Consider the following 16,248-nt stretch of genomic DNA (forward strand, 5'->3'; position numbering starts at 1 on the left):
CACCCGCACGATGGGCGCGCGACGATTCTGGTGCTGACGGATGCCGGGCGCAGCATCGTCGAAGAGGCCACGGAATCGCTCAACACCGAGGTGTTCGCAGATCCCGGCATCGACGAGGCGAACGTGAGTGCGCTCGTGCACGCCGTCGCCCGATTGCGGCAGGGCGCGGGCGACTTCGCCGAGCCGCGGGTGATGCCCGAGCCTCTGTAATCACGGCACAGAGTCACACCCGGGCGTAATCAATCCTGCACTAAAGCACAGAACATCCATCCGGCGAGCTCCGTGTACTGCCGTGCCAGGATCTCGGGACTCAGCGGACCGTCGACCCGATACCACTGAGCAACGCCGGTGCACATCGTAATGAGGGCCGGCACCGCACCGTGGGAGTCCTCCACCCGTCGCGCTCCGGTCTCCACTCCTTCGTCCACGAGCCGCTCGAGCAATCGTTGTTGACGGTCGCGTCGCGCGATGTGCTGCGCGCGGACCGGAAGCAGGAGTCGTTGGATGCTGCGGTCGCGGAGTCGCCCGTGGGCAGCGCGACCGCCATGGCGTGCGAGGCCCATGACCCTGCGCACCGTGCTGAGGTATTCGACCGAGCGGCGGCCGAGTTCGGTGGTCTCGACATCTTCATCGCAAACGCGGGCATCAACCCCCTCTATAGGCCGCTCGTCGACCTTGATCTCGATGGAGCACGCAGGACGTTGGAGGTCAACGTGCGTGCGACGCTGACGTGTGCAGGGATCGCAGGTTGTCGCGTTTCGTCTCGCCCAACGACCCGGCGCCCCGTGTCGGAGGAGATCACCCGTCCCAGCGCTTGATCAGCGCGGCGAGCGCCTGCCCGCCGCCGATGCACATCGTCACCACGGCGTACTCCAGATCGCGCCGCTTAAGATCCAATGCGGCCCGCACCGTGAGGATCGCCCCCGTCGCCCCCACCGGATGCCCGAGGGCGATCGCGCCGCCATACGGATTCACCTTCGCAGCATCCAGCTCTGCGTCGCGGATCACCGCGACCGCCTGCGAGGCGAACGCCTCGTTCAGCTCGATCACATCGACATCCGCGGGCGACAGGCCGGTCTGCTCCCACAACCGCTGCAGCGCATAGACCGGCGCGTAGCCCATCAGCTCGGGCTCGTTCCCGGCCGTCGCGACGGCCTCGAGAGTCGCCAGCCCGGAAAGTCCCCGCGAGCGCACGTCCGACTCCCGCATCAGCACCGTTGCCGCAGCACCATCGTTGATGCCCGACGCGTTACCTGCCGTGACGCTGCCGCCGTCGGCAAAGGCGGCCCGCAGTCCGGCGAGCACATCCAGCGTCGTCCCCGGCTTCGGGTGCTCATCCACCGACACCTCGACCGGCCGACGCCCGCCCGAGGACACCGTGACGATCTCTTCCGCAAACGCCGCGCGCGCAGCATCCGTCGCCGCCCTCCGCTGGCTCTCGACCGCGAACTCATCCTGCTCGACCCGCGAGACGCCATACTTCTGCGCCACGTTCTCAGCCGTCACACCCATGTGCTTCTTCGAGAACGGGTCGGTGAGGATCGCCAGCGTGCCGTCCAGCAGCTTCCGATCCCCCAGGCGCGCGTTGCCACGGGCGTTGAAGTCGAGGAACGGGGTACGCGACATCGACTCGTCACCGCCGGCGACGACGACATCCACCCCGCCCCAGAGCAGCTCCTGCGCACCCGACCAGATCGCCTGCAGGCCCGAGCCGCACAGCCGGTTGACGTTGAACGCCGGCACCCGCGATGACAGCCCCGCGGCGAGCGCCACCCGGCGCGCGTTATACGCATCGGGGCCGACCTGCGAGATGTTGCCCATGACGACTTCGCCGACCTCGTCGCCCGAAACCCCTGCGCGAGCCAGCGCCTCGACGACCGCGGCCGCACCGAGCTCGTACGCGTCGACGTCCTTCAGCGCCCCGCCGAACGAGCCCACCGGGGTGCGCGCACCCGAGACGATGACGACCTTCTCACGCGCGGTCACCCCGCCGCCTCCTCGGCGCGCTCGGCGACATCGATCGCGGCCGTGTCCGGCACGTACCCCTCGATGTGCCGCTCGCCCTCGCCGTTGTACGCCGAGAGCGGGCGGATTAGCGCATTGGCCGACAACTGCTCCATGATGTGCGCTGTCCAGCCCGTCACGCGCGCCGCGACGAACAGCGGAGTGAAGGTCAGCGTGTCGAACCCGATGAGGTCGTACGCCGGGCCCGACGGGTAGTCGAGGTTCGGGTAGATGCCCTTGCGCGACACGAACTCGGCTTCCAAGGTGTCGTAGAGCGCAAGAACATCCGGCCGGTCGTAGTGCTCCACGAGCGTGTCGAGCGCCGCCTTCATCGTCGGCACGCGCGAGTCGCCGCGCTTGTACACGCGGTGGCCGAAGCCCATGATCTTGCGCTTCTCGGCGAGCGCGGCATCCAGCCACTCCCCCACCTTGTCGGCCGAGCCGATCTCGTTGAAGATGTGCAGCACCGCCTCGTTGGCGCCGCCGTGCAGCGGGCCCTTGAGCGCGCCGATCGCGGCAACGACCGCCGAATACAAATCACTGAGCGTCGAGGTCACGACGCGAGCCGTGAACGTCGACGCGTTGAACGAGTGCTCGGCGTACAGGATCATCGAGCGGTTGAACGCGTCGACGACCACCGGGTCGGCCTCCTCGCCGAACGTCATCCAGAGAAAGTTCGCGGCGTAGTCGAGATCGTCGCGCGGCTCGACGACGTCCAGACCCCGGCGACGGCGTTGGCCATAGGCGACGATGGCGGGAAGAGCAGCGAAGAGCTGGATGCTGCGCGCCAGATTCTCCTCGGGCGTGCCGCTGGCCTCGAGCACCGAGTCGATGCCGGCCAGGTCCCGCGCGCCGATGAGGCTCACCGCGGTGCGCACCTCGTCCATGGGATGGGCATCGGTCGGTACGAGATCGATGACGGCCTTCACGTCCGGCGCGAGCGCCCGGTGCCGACGCTCCTCGGCCCGCAGCTCGGCCAGTTGCGCGGCGGTCGGCAGCTCGCCGTGCCACAGCAGGTAGGCGACCGCCTCGAACGGCTGCGTCGCCGCCAGCTCCTGCACCGGGTAGCCGCGGTACAGCAGCGAGTTCGTCTCGGGGTTGACCTTGCTGATGGCGGTGTAGTCGACGGTGACGCCGGCGAGGCCCTTCTTGATGTCGGGGTCGGTCATGGTGCTCCTATCGGTCGATCTGGAAGTTGAACACCGAAGTGTCGAAGTGGTTGTACTGCTCATAGTCGATCAGCTCGTAGAGATCAGCGCGGTGCTGCATCTCGCCGAGCTTCGACGTCAGCGCACCCTCGTCGGTGAGCGTGTCGAGCGCGCGGCCCGCCGCACCCATCGCGATGCGCAGCAGCGACACCGGCCAGATGACGATGTTCACGCCGACATCGCGCAGCTGGTCGACGGTGAACAGGTCGGACTTGCCGAACTCTGTCATGTTCGCCAGCAGCGGCACATCGACGGCCCGGCGCATCGCGGCGAACTCGTCGAGCGTGCGCATCGCCTCGGGGAAGATCGCATCGGCCCCGGCATCGACGAGCGCCCTGGCGCGGTCGGCCGCGGCATCCAGCCCCGCCTGCCCGTCATGCATGGCACGGATGTCGGTGCGCGCCATGATCAGGAAGTTCTCGTCGCGGCGCGCGTCGGCCGCCGCGCGGATGCGCTTGACCGCGGTGTCCTGGTCGACCACGGCCTTGCCGTCGAGGTGGCCGCAGCGCTTGGGGTTGATCTGGTCTTCGATGTGGGTGCCGGCCAGCCCCGCGTCTTCGAGCGTCTGGATCGTGCGGGCCACGTTCATCGGCTCGCCGAACCCGGTGTCGGCGTCGATGATCGCCGGCAGGTCGGTCATGCGCGCGATCTGCTGCCCGCGGCCGGCGACCTCGGTCAGCGTGGTCAGGCCGATGTCGGGCAGCCCCAGGTCGGCGCTCAGCACCGCGCCCGAGATGTACACACCCTCGAAGCCCTTGCGCTCGATCAACCGCGCGCTCAAAGGGTTGAACGCACCGGGAAACCGCAGCAGCTCGCCGCTCGCGAGCCGCTCACGGAACAGCCGTCGCTTCTCGGCGGCGGGCACCTGGGAATACAGCACTAGCGCCCACCCCCCTCACGAAGTTCGCAGAATCGCGGCGAGTTCACAGGCATCCACTCATCTGCTGCGAACTTCGCGCGAAACTGCGACGTTCGCAGGGACGGATGCTGCGCCGCACGCATCAGAACAGCCCCTTGGGCGCCGGGGCGCCGGCGAGCACGCCGGGCTTGGCGACGATCGACAGCTGCGCCACCTCGTCGGCGGTCAGCTCGGGCAGGCGCTGCACGAGGTCGAGGAAGCGCTCGATCTCGGCCTGCTCGAGCACCGGCTCGGCGAGGATGCGGAACTTGCGGATGTAGTCCTCGCGCGCGAACGGCCGAGCGCCGAGTGGGTGCGCGTCAGCGACGGCGATCTCGTCCTCGATGACCGTGCCGTCGGTGAGCGTGATGACGACGCGGCCGCCGAACGCCTTCTCGTCGGGATCCTCCGAGTGGTACCGGCGCGTCCACTCCGGGTCTTCCGTCGTCGTGATCTTGTGCCACAGCGCCACTGTGTCCTCGCGGGCCGCGCGCTCGGGCAGGTACGAGTCGACGTGGTGCCAGCCGCCGTCCTGCAGGGCGACGGCGAAGATGTAGGGGATCGAGTGGTCGAGCGTCTCGCGCGAGGCGGTCGGATCGTACTTCTGCGGGTCGTTCGCGCCCGAGCCGATCACATAGTGCGTGTGGTGGCTCGTGTGCAGCACGATCGAGGCGACATCCGCCGGGTCGAACGACGCGTCGTTGTGCAGCCGGCGCGCCAGGTCGATGATCGCCTGTGCCTGGTACTCGGCCGAGTGCTCCTTCGTGTACGAGTCGAGGATCGCCCGCTTCGGCTCGCCGACCGCGGGCAGCGGCACATCGTAGCTCGCGTCTGGGCCGTCGAGCATGAAGGCGATCACGCCGTCCTCGCCCTCGTAGATGGGTGACGGGCTGGTCTGCCCGCGCATCGCACGGTCGACCGCCTCGACGGCCATCTTGCCGGCGAAGGCGGGCGCGTGCGCCTTCCACGTGGAGATCTCGCCCTTGCGCGACTGGCGTGTCGCCGTCGTGGTGTGCAGCGCCTGGCCCACGGCCTGGTAGATGGTCTCGACATCCAGGCCCAGCAGGGTGCCGATGCCGGCCGCGGCCGACGGGCCGAGGTGGGCGACGTGGTCGATCTTGTGCTTGTGCAGGCACACCGCGCGCACGAGGTCGATCTGGATCTCGTAGCCGGTGGCGATACCGCGCACAAGCGCGGCGCCGTCGGCGCCGACGTGCTGGGCGACGGCGAGGATCGGCGGGATGTTGTCACCCGGGTGCGAGTAGTCCGCGGCGAGGAACGTGTCGTGGTAGTCGAGTTCGCGCACGGCGACCCCGTTCGCCCACGCGGCCCATTCCGGCGAGGAGCGTCGGTCGAGCGCGCACCCGAAGATCGTGCCGCCCTTGCCGCTGATCGACACCGGGTGGTCGAGTGCCTGCTGGCGGGCGGCGCTCACAGGAGCGCGGGTGAGGGATGCCGCGGCCACCGCCGCATTGTCGATGATGCGGTTCACGATCATGTCGACGACCTCGGGCTCGACTTCGACCGGGTCGACCGCGATCTCGGCGATGTGCCACGCGAGTTGCCCCTCGCGCGCGAGGTTCTCGTCGCTGCGGTGGACGCGGAGGTGGTGGGTGACGGTCATGCTGCTCCTTGGTCTGTTGCGGTCCTCGAGCCTGTCGAGGAGGCCAGCGCGCTCTGCAGCGCGCTGTGGAGGTGGACGTGAGTGGCGTGCGCGGCCAGGTCGGCGTCGCCGGCGGCGATCGCCTCGGCGATGAGCCGGTGCTCGGTGACGGATGCGGCCAGTCGCTGCGGCTGGTCGCGGGCCAGTCTGCGCACCCGCACGAGATGCGTGCGGACGGTGCGTAGGGCGGATATGAGGTAGTCGTTGGAGAGGGATGCGTCGAGCGCACCGTCGAACCGGCTGATCACCGCGTAGTAGGCATCGGCGTCGTCGGCGGGATGGGCCGCGGCAATCTCGGCGGCGATCGCGGCGAACGTGGCGGCGATCTGCGGATCGTCGCGGGCTCGTTCGGCGACCATGCGCGCGGCGGTCTCCTCGAGCGCGCGACGCAGTTGGAACAGTTCACGGATGTCATCGGCATCCAGGTCACTGACGACCGTGACGCGTGGCGACTGCTGCACGACGAGCCCCGCGGCGGCCAGCCGCCCGATCGCCTCGCGCAGCGGTGTGCGACTTACTCCGAGCCGGGTGGCCTGCTCGACCTCGCCGAGAACGGCTCCGGGGACCAGCACGCCCGACTGGATCTCCTCCAAGAGGGTGCGGTAGGCCTTGTCGCTGGCGCGCATAGACCCCCTTCCGACACGGTCCTGGCGCCTAGCGTATACACAGATACGCTGGTTCGCCAATGTGTGGCCGCACGAATGGCCACACGGTATACATTCGGGCGCCTGCGCTGCGTCTTCACGGACGCGGGACGGCGACGATCTCGACAAGCCCGTCCAGTCCCAGAAAGTCGGTCGGGTTCGTCGTGAAAAGCGGGAGCCATTCGGTCGCAGTCGTCGCAGCGATCATCGGATCGGCGGTCCGCGCTCGTGGATGTCGGCACGCAACTGGTCAGGATCGACAGCAGGTGCGTACCGCGACGCGCGGCCGAACGCTTCGCGCAGCACCTACCGTTCAGTCCGTCGTGATGGTTCCTCCCTCGTAGAGACCGATGACGTTGCCGTCAGGGTCGGCGATCACGGCCAACCAGCTCGCCTCGCTGATCGGGGAAATCGCCAAGAGCGTCGAGCCACCGGTATCCATCGCCGCCGCGATCGTCTCCTCGATGGAGTCGACCTCGACGTACGAGCGCGGCTGCGTGAACTCGTCGCTGCGCGGCGCGAGCCCCCCGCCCGAGATGGGCGTGCCCGAGGCATCCGTCGTCTGAATCGGTACGCTCAGCCCTGCCCCTCGGACACCCGTCTCGATAGCGCCACACGCAGCGTGCGCACCACCAGGAGCAGACCACCGAGGCCCAGCGCAGCGCCCAGGAACGGGTAGAGCGCGACATCCTCGGTCAGGTGCGGGCCGCCGCCGGAGACGACCAGGATGACGGCGACGACGACGAGCGCGATGCCCACGATCGCCGTCGTGACCTGCCCGACGAGGCCGCCGACCCACCCACGCTCGGCGGCGTCGGCGAACGTGCGCAGCCGCATCGTGAACGAGCCCTGCTCGAGCTGGGTCGCGATCGCGTCGACGCGGCGCGGCAGCCGTCGCAGGCGCTCGGTCGCGAGCTGCAGCTGCGTGGCGGCGCTCGTCGCGAGCTGGCGTGGCTCGATCGATGCGCGCGCGAAGTGCGCGGCGCGTGCGAGCGCCTGCTTGACGAGGTCGTAGTCGGGGTCGAGCTTGCGCAGCGTCCCTTCGAGCGAACCCAGCGTACGGAAGATCAACAGCAGCGCGGGTGGGAGTGCAAGCCGGTGTCGGCGCATCGTGTCGATGAGCTCACGGAAGACGCCGGCATCGGTGCGACCGTTCTGCACGCGCGTGAGCATCATGCCGATCTCGTGCTGGAACGCCGCCTTGTCGAGCTTCGACCCGTCGTCGGGCGTCGACACCATCATCAGCACGATGTCGGTGGTCGCGATGTCGTCCTCGGCCTCCATCGCCATCAGCAGCGTGGTCAGCAGTCGGCGGAGGCTGCGCTCGACGATGCCGATCGACCCGAAATCGATCAGCGCGACGGTGCCGTCTGCCTGCAGGATGAGGTTGCCCGGGTGCAGGTCCGCGTGGAACACGCCGCGGACTGCGATCTGCTCGAACACCGAGTCGAGGATCTCGTCGGCGATCCGGTGCACCGCGTCGGGGTCGTCATCGGTGAGGCCGCCGGGCAGTGTGCCGTCGAGCGCGCTGAGCGGCGTGCCGACGATGCGCTCCTGCACGACCATGCGCGACGTGCAGTAGTCGGCATAGACGACCGGCACCCGCACTGCTTTCGTCGTGCTGCGGGAGAGAGTGCCGCGCACGAGCTCGGTGTTCGCCACCTCGATGCGGTAGTCGAGCTCTTCGCGCAGGGCGCGCACGAACTCGGTGGCGAGCGCGCGCACGCCGTACCCCCGCGCCCATTCGGCATGGCGCTCGGCGTCGGCCGCCAGCCGCTCGATGATGTCGACGTCGATCTCGACGAGCGCCCGCGCCTCCGGCCGCTGAATCTTGATGACGACCGACTCCCCCGACACGAGGCGGGCGGTGTGGACCTGCGCGAGGGATGCCGCGGCCAGTGGCTCTTCGTCGACCTCGCCGAACACCTGGTCGATGGGCATGCCCAGCTCTGCTTCGATCGCCGCCCGCGCCTGGTCCCACGGCAGCGGTGCCGTGTTCATCTGCAGGGAGGCGAAGGCATCCGTGAACTCGCGCGGCAGGATGTCGTCGCGCGTCGAGAGCACCTGGCCGATCTTGATGAACGTCGGCCCGGCTTCGTTCATGGCGGCGACGACGGCCATCGGGACGTCCTGATCGTCGCCGTAGCGACGCTGCCGATACAGATCGATGCCGTGCCGGCCCGAGATCCGCAGAATCTGCGTGTAGCGCCGCAGGCGGTTGCGCCGACGCAGTCCCTCGCGCACGGCGCGGATGGGATGGAAACCGCGCCCGCTCGGCCACAGCAGCTCGAGCAGCATGATCGCCGTGACCACGATCGCGAACTGCCATCCGATCGCGAGAGCGAGGAAGACGATCGCGATGGGACGATTCACCTGGAACGCATCGCCCTCGATGACGTCGGCCCATTCGAGGATGTGCGCCATGACCGGCGCAATCGCGAGATAGACGATGATGCCGACGATGATCGCCCGCACCCAGCCGATCCGCGTTCCCAGCACATGCCGCGACACCCAGGCGGCGAGCACCGCAAAGACAACGCTCAGGACGGCGATCCAGATCCCACTCATACGCTGCCCTCCGGCACTGCGACGATGACTTCCCCGAGCGTACCGGCTACGTGGGCGGCGCCTCCGCTGGGGCGTCGGTGTCGACGACCGGAACGGCGCCGGTCTCGAGGCTCTCTTCGAGGTCGATGTCGATGGCCGCCTCTTCGAACTGCGATCGGTACAGCCGCCAGTACGCGCCCTCAGCCGCGATGAGCTCGTCGTGCGTGCCCTTCTCGACGATGTCGCCGTGCTCCATCACGAGGATCAGATCGGCGTCGCGGATCGTCGAGAGCCGGTGCGCGATGACGAATGACGTGCGCCCCTGGCGGAGCGCGGCCATCGCGTGCTGCAGCAGCACCTCGGTGCGCGTGTCGACCGACGACGTCGCCTCATCGAGGATCAGCAGCGACGGATTCGCCACGAACGCACGGGCTATCGTGATGAGCTGCTTCTCGCCGGCCGACACATTGGATGCCTCTTCGTCGAGCACGGTGTCGTACCCGTCGGGCAGCGAGTGCACGAAACGGTCGACCCGCGTCGCCTCGGCAGCGGCGACGACCTCGTCACCGGTGGCGGAGGTGCGACCGTAGCGGATGTTCTCACGGATCGTGCCCGCGAACAGCCACGGGTCCTGCAGCACCATGCCGGTGCGTGCGCGCACGTCGCGGCGGGTGAGCTGCGCGATGTCCTGCCCGTCGAGCAGGATGCGCCCGCCGTCGAGCTCGTAGAAGCGCATCAGCAGGTTGACGAGGGTGGTCTTCCCTGCCCCGGTCGGGCCCACGATGGCCACCGTCTGGCCCGGCTCCACCCGGAACGACAGGTCGTTGATGAGCGGCCGATCGGGGTTGTACGAGAAGCGCACGTTCTCGAACTCGATGACGCCGTGCGGCGTCTGGACCGGCTTCGCATCGGCGGCGTCCGGCTCCTGCTCGGGCTCGTCGAGCAGTCCGAAGACGCGCTCGGCCGACGCCGTGCCGGACTGCACGACCGCGGCCATGCCACCCAGCTCGGACAGCGGCTGGGTGAACTGCTGCGAATACTGGATGAACGCCTGCACGTCACCCAGACGCAACTGCCCGGCGATGACCATGAGTCCACCGAGCACCGCGATGCCGACGTAGGTGAGGCTGCCGACGAAGGTCATGCCGGGCATGATCATGCCCGAGAGGAACTGCGCCTTGAAGCTCGCCTGGAACAGGTCGTCGTTCTCGGCGCCGAACTTCTCGCGCGAGTCCTCTTCACGGCCGTACACGCGCACCAGTGCGTGCCCGGAGAAGGACTCCTCGACGCGTGCGTTGAGCCGGCCGACCTTCTTCCACTGAACCTGGAACGCCTTCTGCGAGCGCGGGCCGATGATGCCGAAGATGACGCCCATGAGCGGCAGTGCGACCAGTGCCACGAGCGCCAACTGCCACGAGATCGAGAACATCATGACCAGCACGCCGACGACCGTCAGCACCGAGGTGAGCGCCCCCGAGAGGGACTGCTGCATCATCTGGGTGATGTTGTCGATGTCGTTGGTGACACGCGAGATGAGCTCGCCGCGCTGCACCTTGTCGAAGTACGCCAGCGGCAGCCGATTGATCTTGGCCTCGACGTTCTCGCGCAGCCGCCACATGGTGCGCACCATGATCACGTTGATGACGTAGCCCTGCACCCAGCTGAGCAGCGCAGAGACGATGTAGATGAGCAGCACCCACAGGATGACCACGCGCAGGCGCTCGAAGTCGACACCGGCGCCCACCTGGAAGTCGTGCATCGCCGCGACCATGTTCGCGAAGTCGGTCTGACCGGCCGCGCGCAGCGCCTCGACGACCTCGGCCTGGGTGGCGTCCGGGGGGAACTGCCCGCCCATCGCCGCCGAGATGACCCCTTCGAACACGATGTTCGTGGCCTCGCCGAGCACCTTCGGTGCGATGACGGCGAGCACGACGGCCAGCGCACCGGCCAGCGACACGAGCGTGAAGGCGAGGGCGTGCGGCTTGAGCAGACCGAGGAGCCGACGGAAGCTGGGCCCGAAGTTGGCTGCCTTGCCCGGCGCGACGCTGTCCCAGTCGCCGGTGCTCTGCCGTGCCTGTTCGGCGAGCTCGAGCTCGAGGCGCTCCTCCTCGGTGAGCATGTCGGGTTCGGTTCCCGAGCTTGTCGAGGGACTCATGCGTCGACTCCCAGCTGTGATTCGACGATCTCTCGATACGTCTCGTTGGACTCCCGCAGCTCTTCGTGTGTGCCGATACCGACCACGCGGCCCGCGTCGAGCACGACGATGCGGTCGGCGTCGGTGATCGTCGAGACGCGCTGGGCGACGACGATCTTGGTCACCTCGGGCAGCCGTCTCCACAGTGCGGCGCGCAGTCGGGCATCGGTGGTCAGGTCGAGGGCGGAGAACGAGTCGTCGAAGACGAGGATGTCGGGCTGGTGCACGATCGCCCGGGCGATGGCGAGCCGCTGGCGCTGACCGCCCGACACGTTCGTGCCGCCCTGCGAGATGCGCGTCTGCAGCCCGTCCTCCTTCTCGAGCACGAAGTCGCGCGCCTGCGCGATCTCTAGCGCCTCCCACAACTCTTCATCGGTCGCATCCTCTCGACCGAAGCGCAGATTCGACGCGATCGTCCCCGTGAACAGGAACGGCCGCTGCGGCACCAGGCCGATGCGCTCGAACAGCAGGTCGGGGTCGGCCTCGCACACGTCGACACCGGCCACCCGCACCGCGCCCGAGGTCACGTCGAACAGCCGCGGGATGAGCGAGATGAGCGTGGACTTACCGGCACCGGTCGAGCCGACGATCGCAACCGTCTCGCCACGCGTGGCGTGGAACGAGATGTCTTCCAGCACCGGTTCCTCGGCACCGGGGTAGGTGAAGGTGGCCCGGTCGAACTGCACCATGCCCCGCTGCGGGAACTCGTGCACCGGGTGCGCCGGGCGGGTCAGCGAGCTCGAGGCATCCAGCACCTCTCCGATGCGCTCCGCCGACACGGCCGCCCTCGGGATCATCATCGTCATGAAGCTCGCCATCAGCACGCCCATGAGGATCTGCCCGACGTACTGCATGAACGCGAACAGCGTGCCGATCTCGACCTCACCGGCATCGACCTCGATGCCGCCGAACCAGATCACTCCGACCACCGTTACGTTGAGCACGAGCATCGCCAGGGGGAACAGCACGACGAACAGCGAGCCCACCCGCCGTCCGACGATCATGATGTCGGTGTTCGCCTCGCGGAACCGCTCCTCTTCGATGCGCTCGCGCACGAAGGCCCGCACCACGCGTACGCCGATCAGCTGTTCGCGCATGATGCGGTTGACCGCGTCGAGCTTCGCCTGGAAGGCCCGGAACAAGGGCACCATGCGGCTGATCACGAAGATCGCGATGATCAGCAGCACCGGCACCGAGACCGCGATGATCCAGCTGAGCCCGACATCCTGCTGCAGTGCCATGATCACGCCGCCGATCGCCAGCAGCGGCGCGGTGATGAGCATCGTCGCACCCATCATCGCGAGCATCTGCACCTGCTGCACGTCGTTCGTGTTGCGGGTGATCAGCGACCCGGCGCCGAACTGCGAGATCTCACGCTCGGAAAACGAGCTGACGCGGTCGAAGACGTCGCGGCGGATGTCACGCCCGGTCGCCATCGCGGCGCGCGCCGCGAAGAACGTCGCGATCACTGCGGTCACGATCTGACCGAGCGAGATGCCCAGCATCACGATGCCGTGCGACCAGATGTAGTCGATGTCGCCGCGGGTGACCCCGTTGTCGATGATGTCGGCGTTCAGCCGCGGCAGGTACAGCGCGGCCAGCGCCGACGCGAACTGGAAGACCAGCACGGCGGCGAGAAGCCAGCGGTAGGTCTTGAGGTAGCGGTAGAGGAGCTTTCCGAGCACGTGGTCTCCCGGACGGTGAAGAGCGCCGGATTCGGCGCGCGATAGATCATGTCACGGATCTGTGACATCGCGGTCCGCTGTGAGCGAGCGGTGTTTATAGATACGGGGTATCTTTTTAGGTGAAGTCCGCGGCGAGCTCCGCATCCTGCTCCGTCGCGACCAGCTGTCCGCACGCGCCGTCGATCTCTTTGCCGCGGGTGTCGCGCAGAGTGGTGGGGATGCCCTTGGCCTCCAGCCGACGCACGAACTCGCTCTGCACCACCCGCGTCGAAGCCGTCCAGACCGAGCCTGGCGTCGGATTCAAGGGAATCGGGTTGACGTGCACCCAACCGCGTCCGCGCGCGTTGAGCTTGTCGCCGAGCAGGTCGGCTCGCCAACCATGGTCGTTCATGTCCTTGATGAGCGCGTACTCGATCGACACCCGGCGGCCGGTGGCGTCGAAGTAGGCGCGCGCGGCATCCAGTGCCTCGTCGACCTTCCAGCGCGAGTTCACCGGGATGAGCTCGTCGCGCAGCTCGTCGTCGGGCGCGTGCAGCGACAGCGCAAACGTGACCGGGATCTCTTCTGCGGCGAGCTTGCGGATCGCCGGCACGAGTCCCACCGTCGAAACGGTGACCCCGCGCGCGCTCATCCCGAGTCCGTGCTTCTTGTCGGTCATCACCCGGACCGCCTGCATCACCCGCGCGTAGTTCGCGAGCGGCTCGCCCATGCCCATGAAGACGATGTTGGTGACGCGTTCCTCGGCGTGCTCGGAAGTCCCCAGGCCACCGGCGCGGATCAGGGCGTTGGCCCGCACGACCTGCTCGACGATCTCGGCCGCCGACATGTTGCGGGTCAGGCCCGCCTGGCCCGTCGCGCAGAACGGGCAGTTCATGCCGCACCCGGCCTGCGACGACACGCACAGCGTGATGCGGCCCGGGTAGCGCATCAGCACCGACTCGACCAGTGCACCGTCGTGCCGCTTCCAAAGCAGCTTGACCGTGTTGCCGTCGTCGGTCTGCAGGCGGCGCACCTCGGTCAGCAGCGGTGGCAGCAGTCCGTGCACGAGCTCTTCCCGACCGGATGCCGGAAGGTCGGTCATATCGGCGGGGTCATGCGTGTAGTGGGTGAAGTAGTGCTTCTCGAGCTGCGTGGCCCGAAAGCCCGGGAGCCCCAGCTCCTGCACCTTCGCCACGCGCTGCTCGGGCGTGAGGTCGGCGAGGTGCGCCGGCGGCCTGCCGCGCTTCGGCGAGGCGAACTGGAGGAGCGGGCGGCCCGAGGCATCCGTCTTCTGGGTCCACCCCTCGGTGCGGGGACGGACCTGGCGCACGGGCGTGTCTGCGGGCGGCATCATGCCTTCAGGGTAGGCGACCCACCTCGGACATCGCCGCACGTCGCCGACGGCGTCGCTTCTGCATCAGTAATGCATCATTATGTGATGCTACATTGATGCAATGCGTACGACAGTCGACCTCCCGCCCGCCGCGCATGCGCGCATCCGCGAGCTGGCGGCATCCCGAAGGCAGTCGATGTCGGCGGTGATCGCCGATCTGACACTGCGCGGGCTCGCCGAATCGGGGACCCGGATCGAGTACTCGAGAGACCCGCGTTCCGGATTCCCTGTGATCAGCATCGGACGAACCGTGACGTCCGAGGATGTCGCAGACGCACTCGACGACGAATGACCGGCTTTCTGCTCGACGCGAACGCCGTCATCGCTGCCGGTGTCGCAGAGCACGTGCACCACGACCGGGTGAACTCCTGGCTGGCGACCGTGGGCAAGGTGGCGCTCTGTCCCATCGTCGAGGGGGCATTCGTGCGCTATCTGACGAGGACCGGCGCGTCGACTGTCGGACTTCGCGACGTCATGCGCGCTCTGTACGACGACCCGCGGTTCACGCTCTGGCCAGACGATCTCTCCTACGCCGACGTCGACCTCGCGCACGTGATCGGGCACCGTCAGATCACCGATGCGTACCTCGCCGCCCTCGCCGTCCACCACGGCGGTCGGCTGGCGACGCTCGATCGCGCACTCAGCGCCGCACTCCCCGAGTCGGCATTCCTGATCCCGGAGTGACCCCGCGACAGGCGCCGGGAGCGGTGCGGCTCAATCCAGGAAGATGTCGGCGAACAGCTCGTCGTCGGGCGTGCCGGGCACGGCCGCGTACCCCGAGAAGTCGGTGATGCCCGCCCCTTCGAGCACGTCCTCGACGATGAGCGACCGTCCCGTGTACTCGCGCGCGGGCTGGGTGAGCACCTCGTACGCGGCGTCGGCGTAGATCTCGGGCGTGCGGCTCACCTTCATCATCGTGTCGCCGCCGAGCGCGAACTGCACCGCAGCGGTCGCGATCGTGGTGCGCGGCCACAGCGTGTTGGCGGCGATGCCGTCGCGGGCGAACTCGGCCGCCATGCCGAGGGTGGCCATCGTCATGCCGTACTTCGCGAGTGTGTAGCCGGTGTGCGCGCCAAGCCACTTCGGGTCGAGGTTCAGCGGCGGCGACAGCGACAGGATGTGCGGGTTCTCGGCATCCTTCAGCATCGGCACGGCCGCGCGCGACAGCATGAACGTGCCGCGCACGTTGACGTCCTGCATGAGGTCGTACTTCTTCGCCGAGAGGTCGAGCGAGCCGGACAGGTCGATGACCGACGCGTTGTTGACGACGATGTCGATGCCGCCGAACTCGCCCTGCGTCGTCAGCACCGCCTCGGTGATGTCGGTGTCGTTGCGCACGTCGCCCACCAGCGGCAGGGCGTTGCCCCCGGCGGTGCGGATCGCCTCGGCCGCGGTGTGCACCGTGCCCTCGAGCGTGGGGTGCGGCGTGTCGGTCTTGGCCAGCAGTGCGATGTTCGCGCCGTCGCGCGCAGCACGCAGCGCGATCGCGAGGCCGATGCCGCGGCTGCCACCCGACATGAGGATGGTCTTTCCGGCGAGTGGGGCGATCATGCGGTCTCCTGCGGGGGTGCGGACGGCTGGGAACGGCGGGCGGATGCCGCGGCGAACGCCGCGATCCGCGCCTGCGCGTCGGGGGTGTCGAAGGCGGCACCGATCGTGTGCGCCTCGGTGGTCAGCTGCGCGGCGAACGTGCGGTCGCGGTCGTCGCGCACGATGCGCTTGGCCTGCCCGTAGGCGCGCGCGGCGCTATCGATCCAGAATCGGGCGATCTCGTCGGCGCGGGCGCGGACGGCATCGGCGGTGGCCGCGGCATCCTCTCCCTCGACGACCTCGGCAACCAGCCCCCACTCGAGCGCTTCGGGCGCGGTGAGCATGCGGTCCTGCAACACGAGCTGCAGCGCCCGGCGTTCGCCGACGGCGCGGGCGAGGTGGGCGCTGACCGACAGGTCGGGGGTGAGGCCGATATTGGCGTAGAGGCTGCCGATCTTGGAGTTCGCGCCGACGACGGCGTAATCGGAGGAGAGCAGGATGCC

16 protein-coding genes and 1 pseudogene are annotated in these 16,248 nt (G+C 68.3%); 5 read left to right on the forward strand and 12 right to left on the reverse strand.

The window, feature by feature from the left end; genetic code table 11:
* Positions 1–210 (forward strand): annotated as a pseudogene (locus tag ACK5IN_RS03550) (MarR family transcriptional regulator); the annotation flags it as partial.
* A gap of 29 nt (positions 211–239) precedes the next feature.
* Here ACK5IN_RS03550 and ACK5IN_RS03555 read toward each other — a convergent pair.
* Entirely contained in the window at positions 240–563 is a 324-nt protein-coding gene (locus ACK5IN_RS03555) for a hypothetical protein (protein ID WP_416894842.1), read from the reverse strand.
* Here ACK5IN_RS03555 and ACK5IN_RS03560 point away from each other — a divergent pair.
* Positions 471–818 (forward strand): SDR family oxidoreductase, encoded by a 348-nt coding sequence (locus ACK5IN_RS03560; protein ID WP_416894843.1) that lies wholly within the window; start codon positions 471–473, stop codon positions 816–818. The genes ACK5IN_RS03555 and ACK5IN_RS03560 overlap by 93 nt on opposite strands.
* Here ACK5IN_RS03560 and ACK5IN_RS03565 read toward each other — a convergent pair.
* From ACK5IN_RS03565 to ACK5IN_RS03585, 5 genes are all read right to left on the reverse strand, one after another.
* Entirely contained in the window at positions 799–1,986 is a 1,188-nt protein-coding gene (locus ACK5IN_RS03565) for a thiolase family protein (RefSeq protein WP_416894844.1), read from the reverse strand. The genes ACK5IN_RS03560 and ACK5IN_RS03565 overlap by 20 nt on opposite strands.
* Complete coding sequence (locus ACK5IN_RS03570; protein ID WP_416894845.1) at positions 1,983–3,173, reverse strand: bifunctional 2-methylcitrate synthase/citrate synthase; 1,191 nt, start codon at positions 3,171–3,173, stop codon at positions 1,983–1,985. Before ACK5IN_RS03570 ends, ACK5IN_RS03565 begins: the two co-directional genes overlap by 4 nt.
* Positions 3,174–3,180: 7 nt before the next feature.
* Positions 3,181–4,092 (reverse strand): methylisocitrate lyase, encoded by a 912-nt coding sequence (prpB, locus tag ACK5IN_RS03575; RefSeq protein WP_416894846.1) that lies wholly within the window; start codon positions 4,090–4,092, stop codon positions 3,181–3,183.
* Between the two features lie 121 nt (positions 4,093–4,213).
* Complete coding sequence (locus tag ACK5IN_RS03580) at positions 4,214–5,734, reverse strand: MmgE/PrpD family protein (protein ID WP_416894847.1); 1,521 nt, start codon at positions 5,732–5,734, stop codon at positions 4,214–4,216.
* Positions 5,731–6,399, reverse strand: coding sequence for a GntR family transcriptional regulator (locus tag ACK5IN_RS03585; protein ID WP_416894848.1), 669 nt, complete (start codon positions 6,397–6,399; stop codon positions 5,731–5,733). The genes ACK5IN_RS03580 and ACK5IN_RS03585 overlap by 4 nt, the downstream gene beginning before the upstream one ends.
* Before the next feature lie 368 nt (positions 6,400–6,767).
* Here ACK5IN_RS03585 and ACK5IN_RS03590 point away from each other — a divergent pair, with 368 nt between their 5' ends.
* Positions 6,768–6,983, forward strand: coding sequence for a hypothetical protein (locus ACK5IN_RS03590; RefSeq protein WP_416894849.1), 216 nt, complete (start codon positions 6,768–6,770; stop codon positions 6,981–6,983).
* A gap of 10 nt (positions 6,984–6,993) precedes the next feature.
* Here the strand turns inward: ACK5IN_RS03590 and ACK5IN_RS03595 are convergent, their stop codons facing one another.
* The 4 genes from ACK5IN_RS03595 to rlmN form a co-directional block, all read right to left on the reverse strand.
* On the reverse strand, positions 6,994–8,985 hold the full coding sequence (locus tag ACK5IN_RS03595; protein WP_416894850.1) for an ABC1 kinase family protein: 1,992 nt from the start codon (positions 8,983–8,985) through the stop codon (positions 6,994–6,996).
* Positions 8,986–9,031: 46 nt separating this feature from the next.
* The gene (locus tag ACK5IN_RS03600; RefSeq protein ID WP_416894851.1) at positions 9,032–11,119 is read right to left on the reverse strand and encodes an ABC transporter ATP-binding protein; all 2,088 of its coding nucleotides are present in this window, start codon (positions 11,117–11,119) and stop codon (positions 9,032–9,034) included.
* On the reverse strand, positions 11,116–12,843 hold the full coding sequence (locus ACK5IN_RS03605; RefSeq protein WP_416894852.1) for an ABC transporter ATP-binding protein: 1,728 nt from the start codon (positions 12,841–12,843) through the stop codon (positions 11,116–11,118). The genes ACK5IN_RS03600 and ACK5IN_RS03605 overlap by 4 nt, the downstream gene beginning before the upstream one ends.
* A 115-nt stretch (positions 12,844–12,958) precedes the next feature.
* Positions 12,959–14,176, reverse strand: coding sequence for a 23S rRNA (adenine(2503)-C(2))-methyltransferase RlmN (gene rlmN, locus ACK5IN_RS03610; RefSeq protein ID WP_416894853.1), 1,218 nt, complete (start codon positions 14,174–14,176; stop codon positions 12,959–12,961).
* 100 nt (positions 14,177–14,276) lie between these two features.
* On the opposite strand from rlmN, the gene ACK5IN_RS03615 reads away from it, so the two are divergent.
* Positions 14,277–14,507, forward strand: coding sequence for a hypothetical protein (locus ACK5IN_RS03615; protein ID WP_416894854.1), 231 nt, complete (start codon positions 14,277–14,279; stop codon positions 14,505–14,507).
* Entirely contained in the window at positions 14,504–14,899 is a 396-nt protein-coding gene (locus ACK5IN_RS03620; protein ID WP_416894855.1) for a TA system VapC family ribonuclease toxin, read from the forward strand. The genes ACK5IN_RS03615 and ACK5IN_RS03620 overlap by 4 nt, the downstream gene beginning before the upstream one ends.
* A 30-nt stretch (positions 14,900–14,929) precedes the next feature.
* Here the strand turns inward: ACK5IN_RS03620 and ACK5IN_RS03625 are convergent, their stop codons facing one another.
* Positions 14,930–15,766, reverse strand: coding sequence for an SDR family oxidoreductase (locus ACK5IN_RS03625; protein WP_416894856.1), 837 nt, complete (start codon positions 15,764–15,766; stop codon positions 14,930–14,932).
* Positions 15,763–16,248 (reverse strand): enoyl-CoA hydratase/isomerase family protein (locus ACK5IN_RS03630; protein ID WP_416894857.1); only part of this gene is annotated, 486 nt, incomplete at its 5' end. The genes ACK5IN_RS03625 and ACK5IN_RS03630, both read right to left, overlap by 4 nt.

Source organism: Microbacterium sp., from assembly GCF_047971895.1.
Lineage (GTDB): Bacteria > Actinomycetota > Actinomycetes > Actinomycetales > Microbacteriaceae > Microbacterium.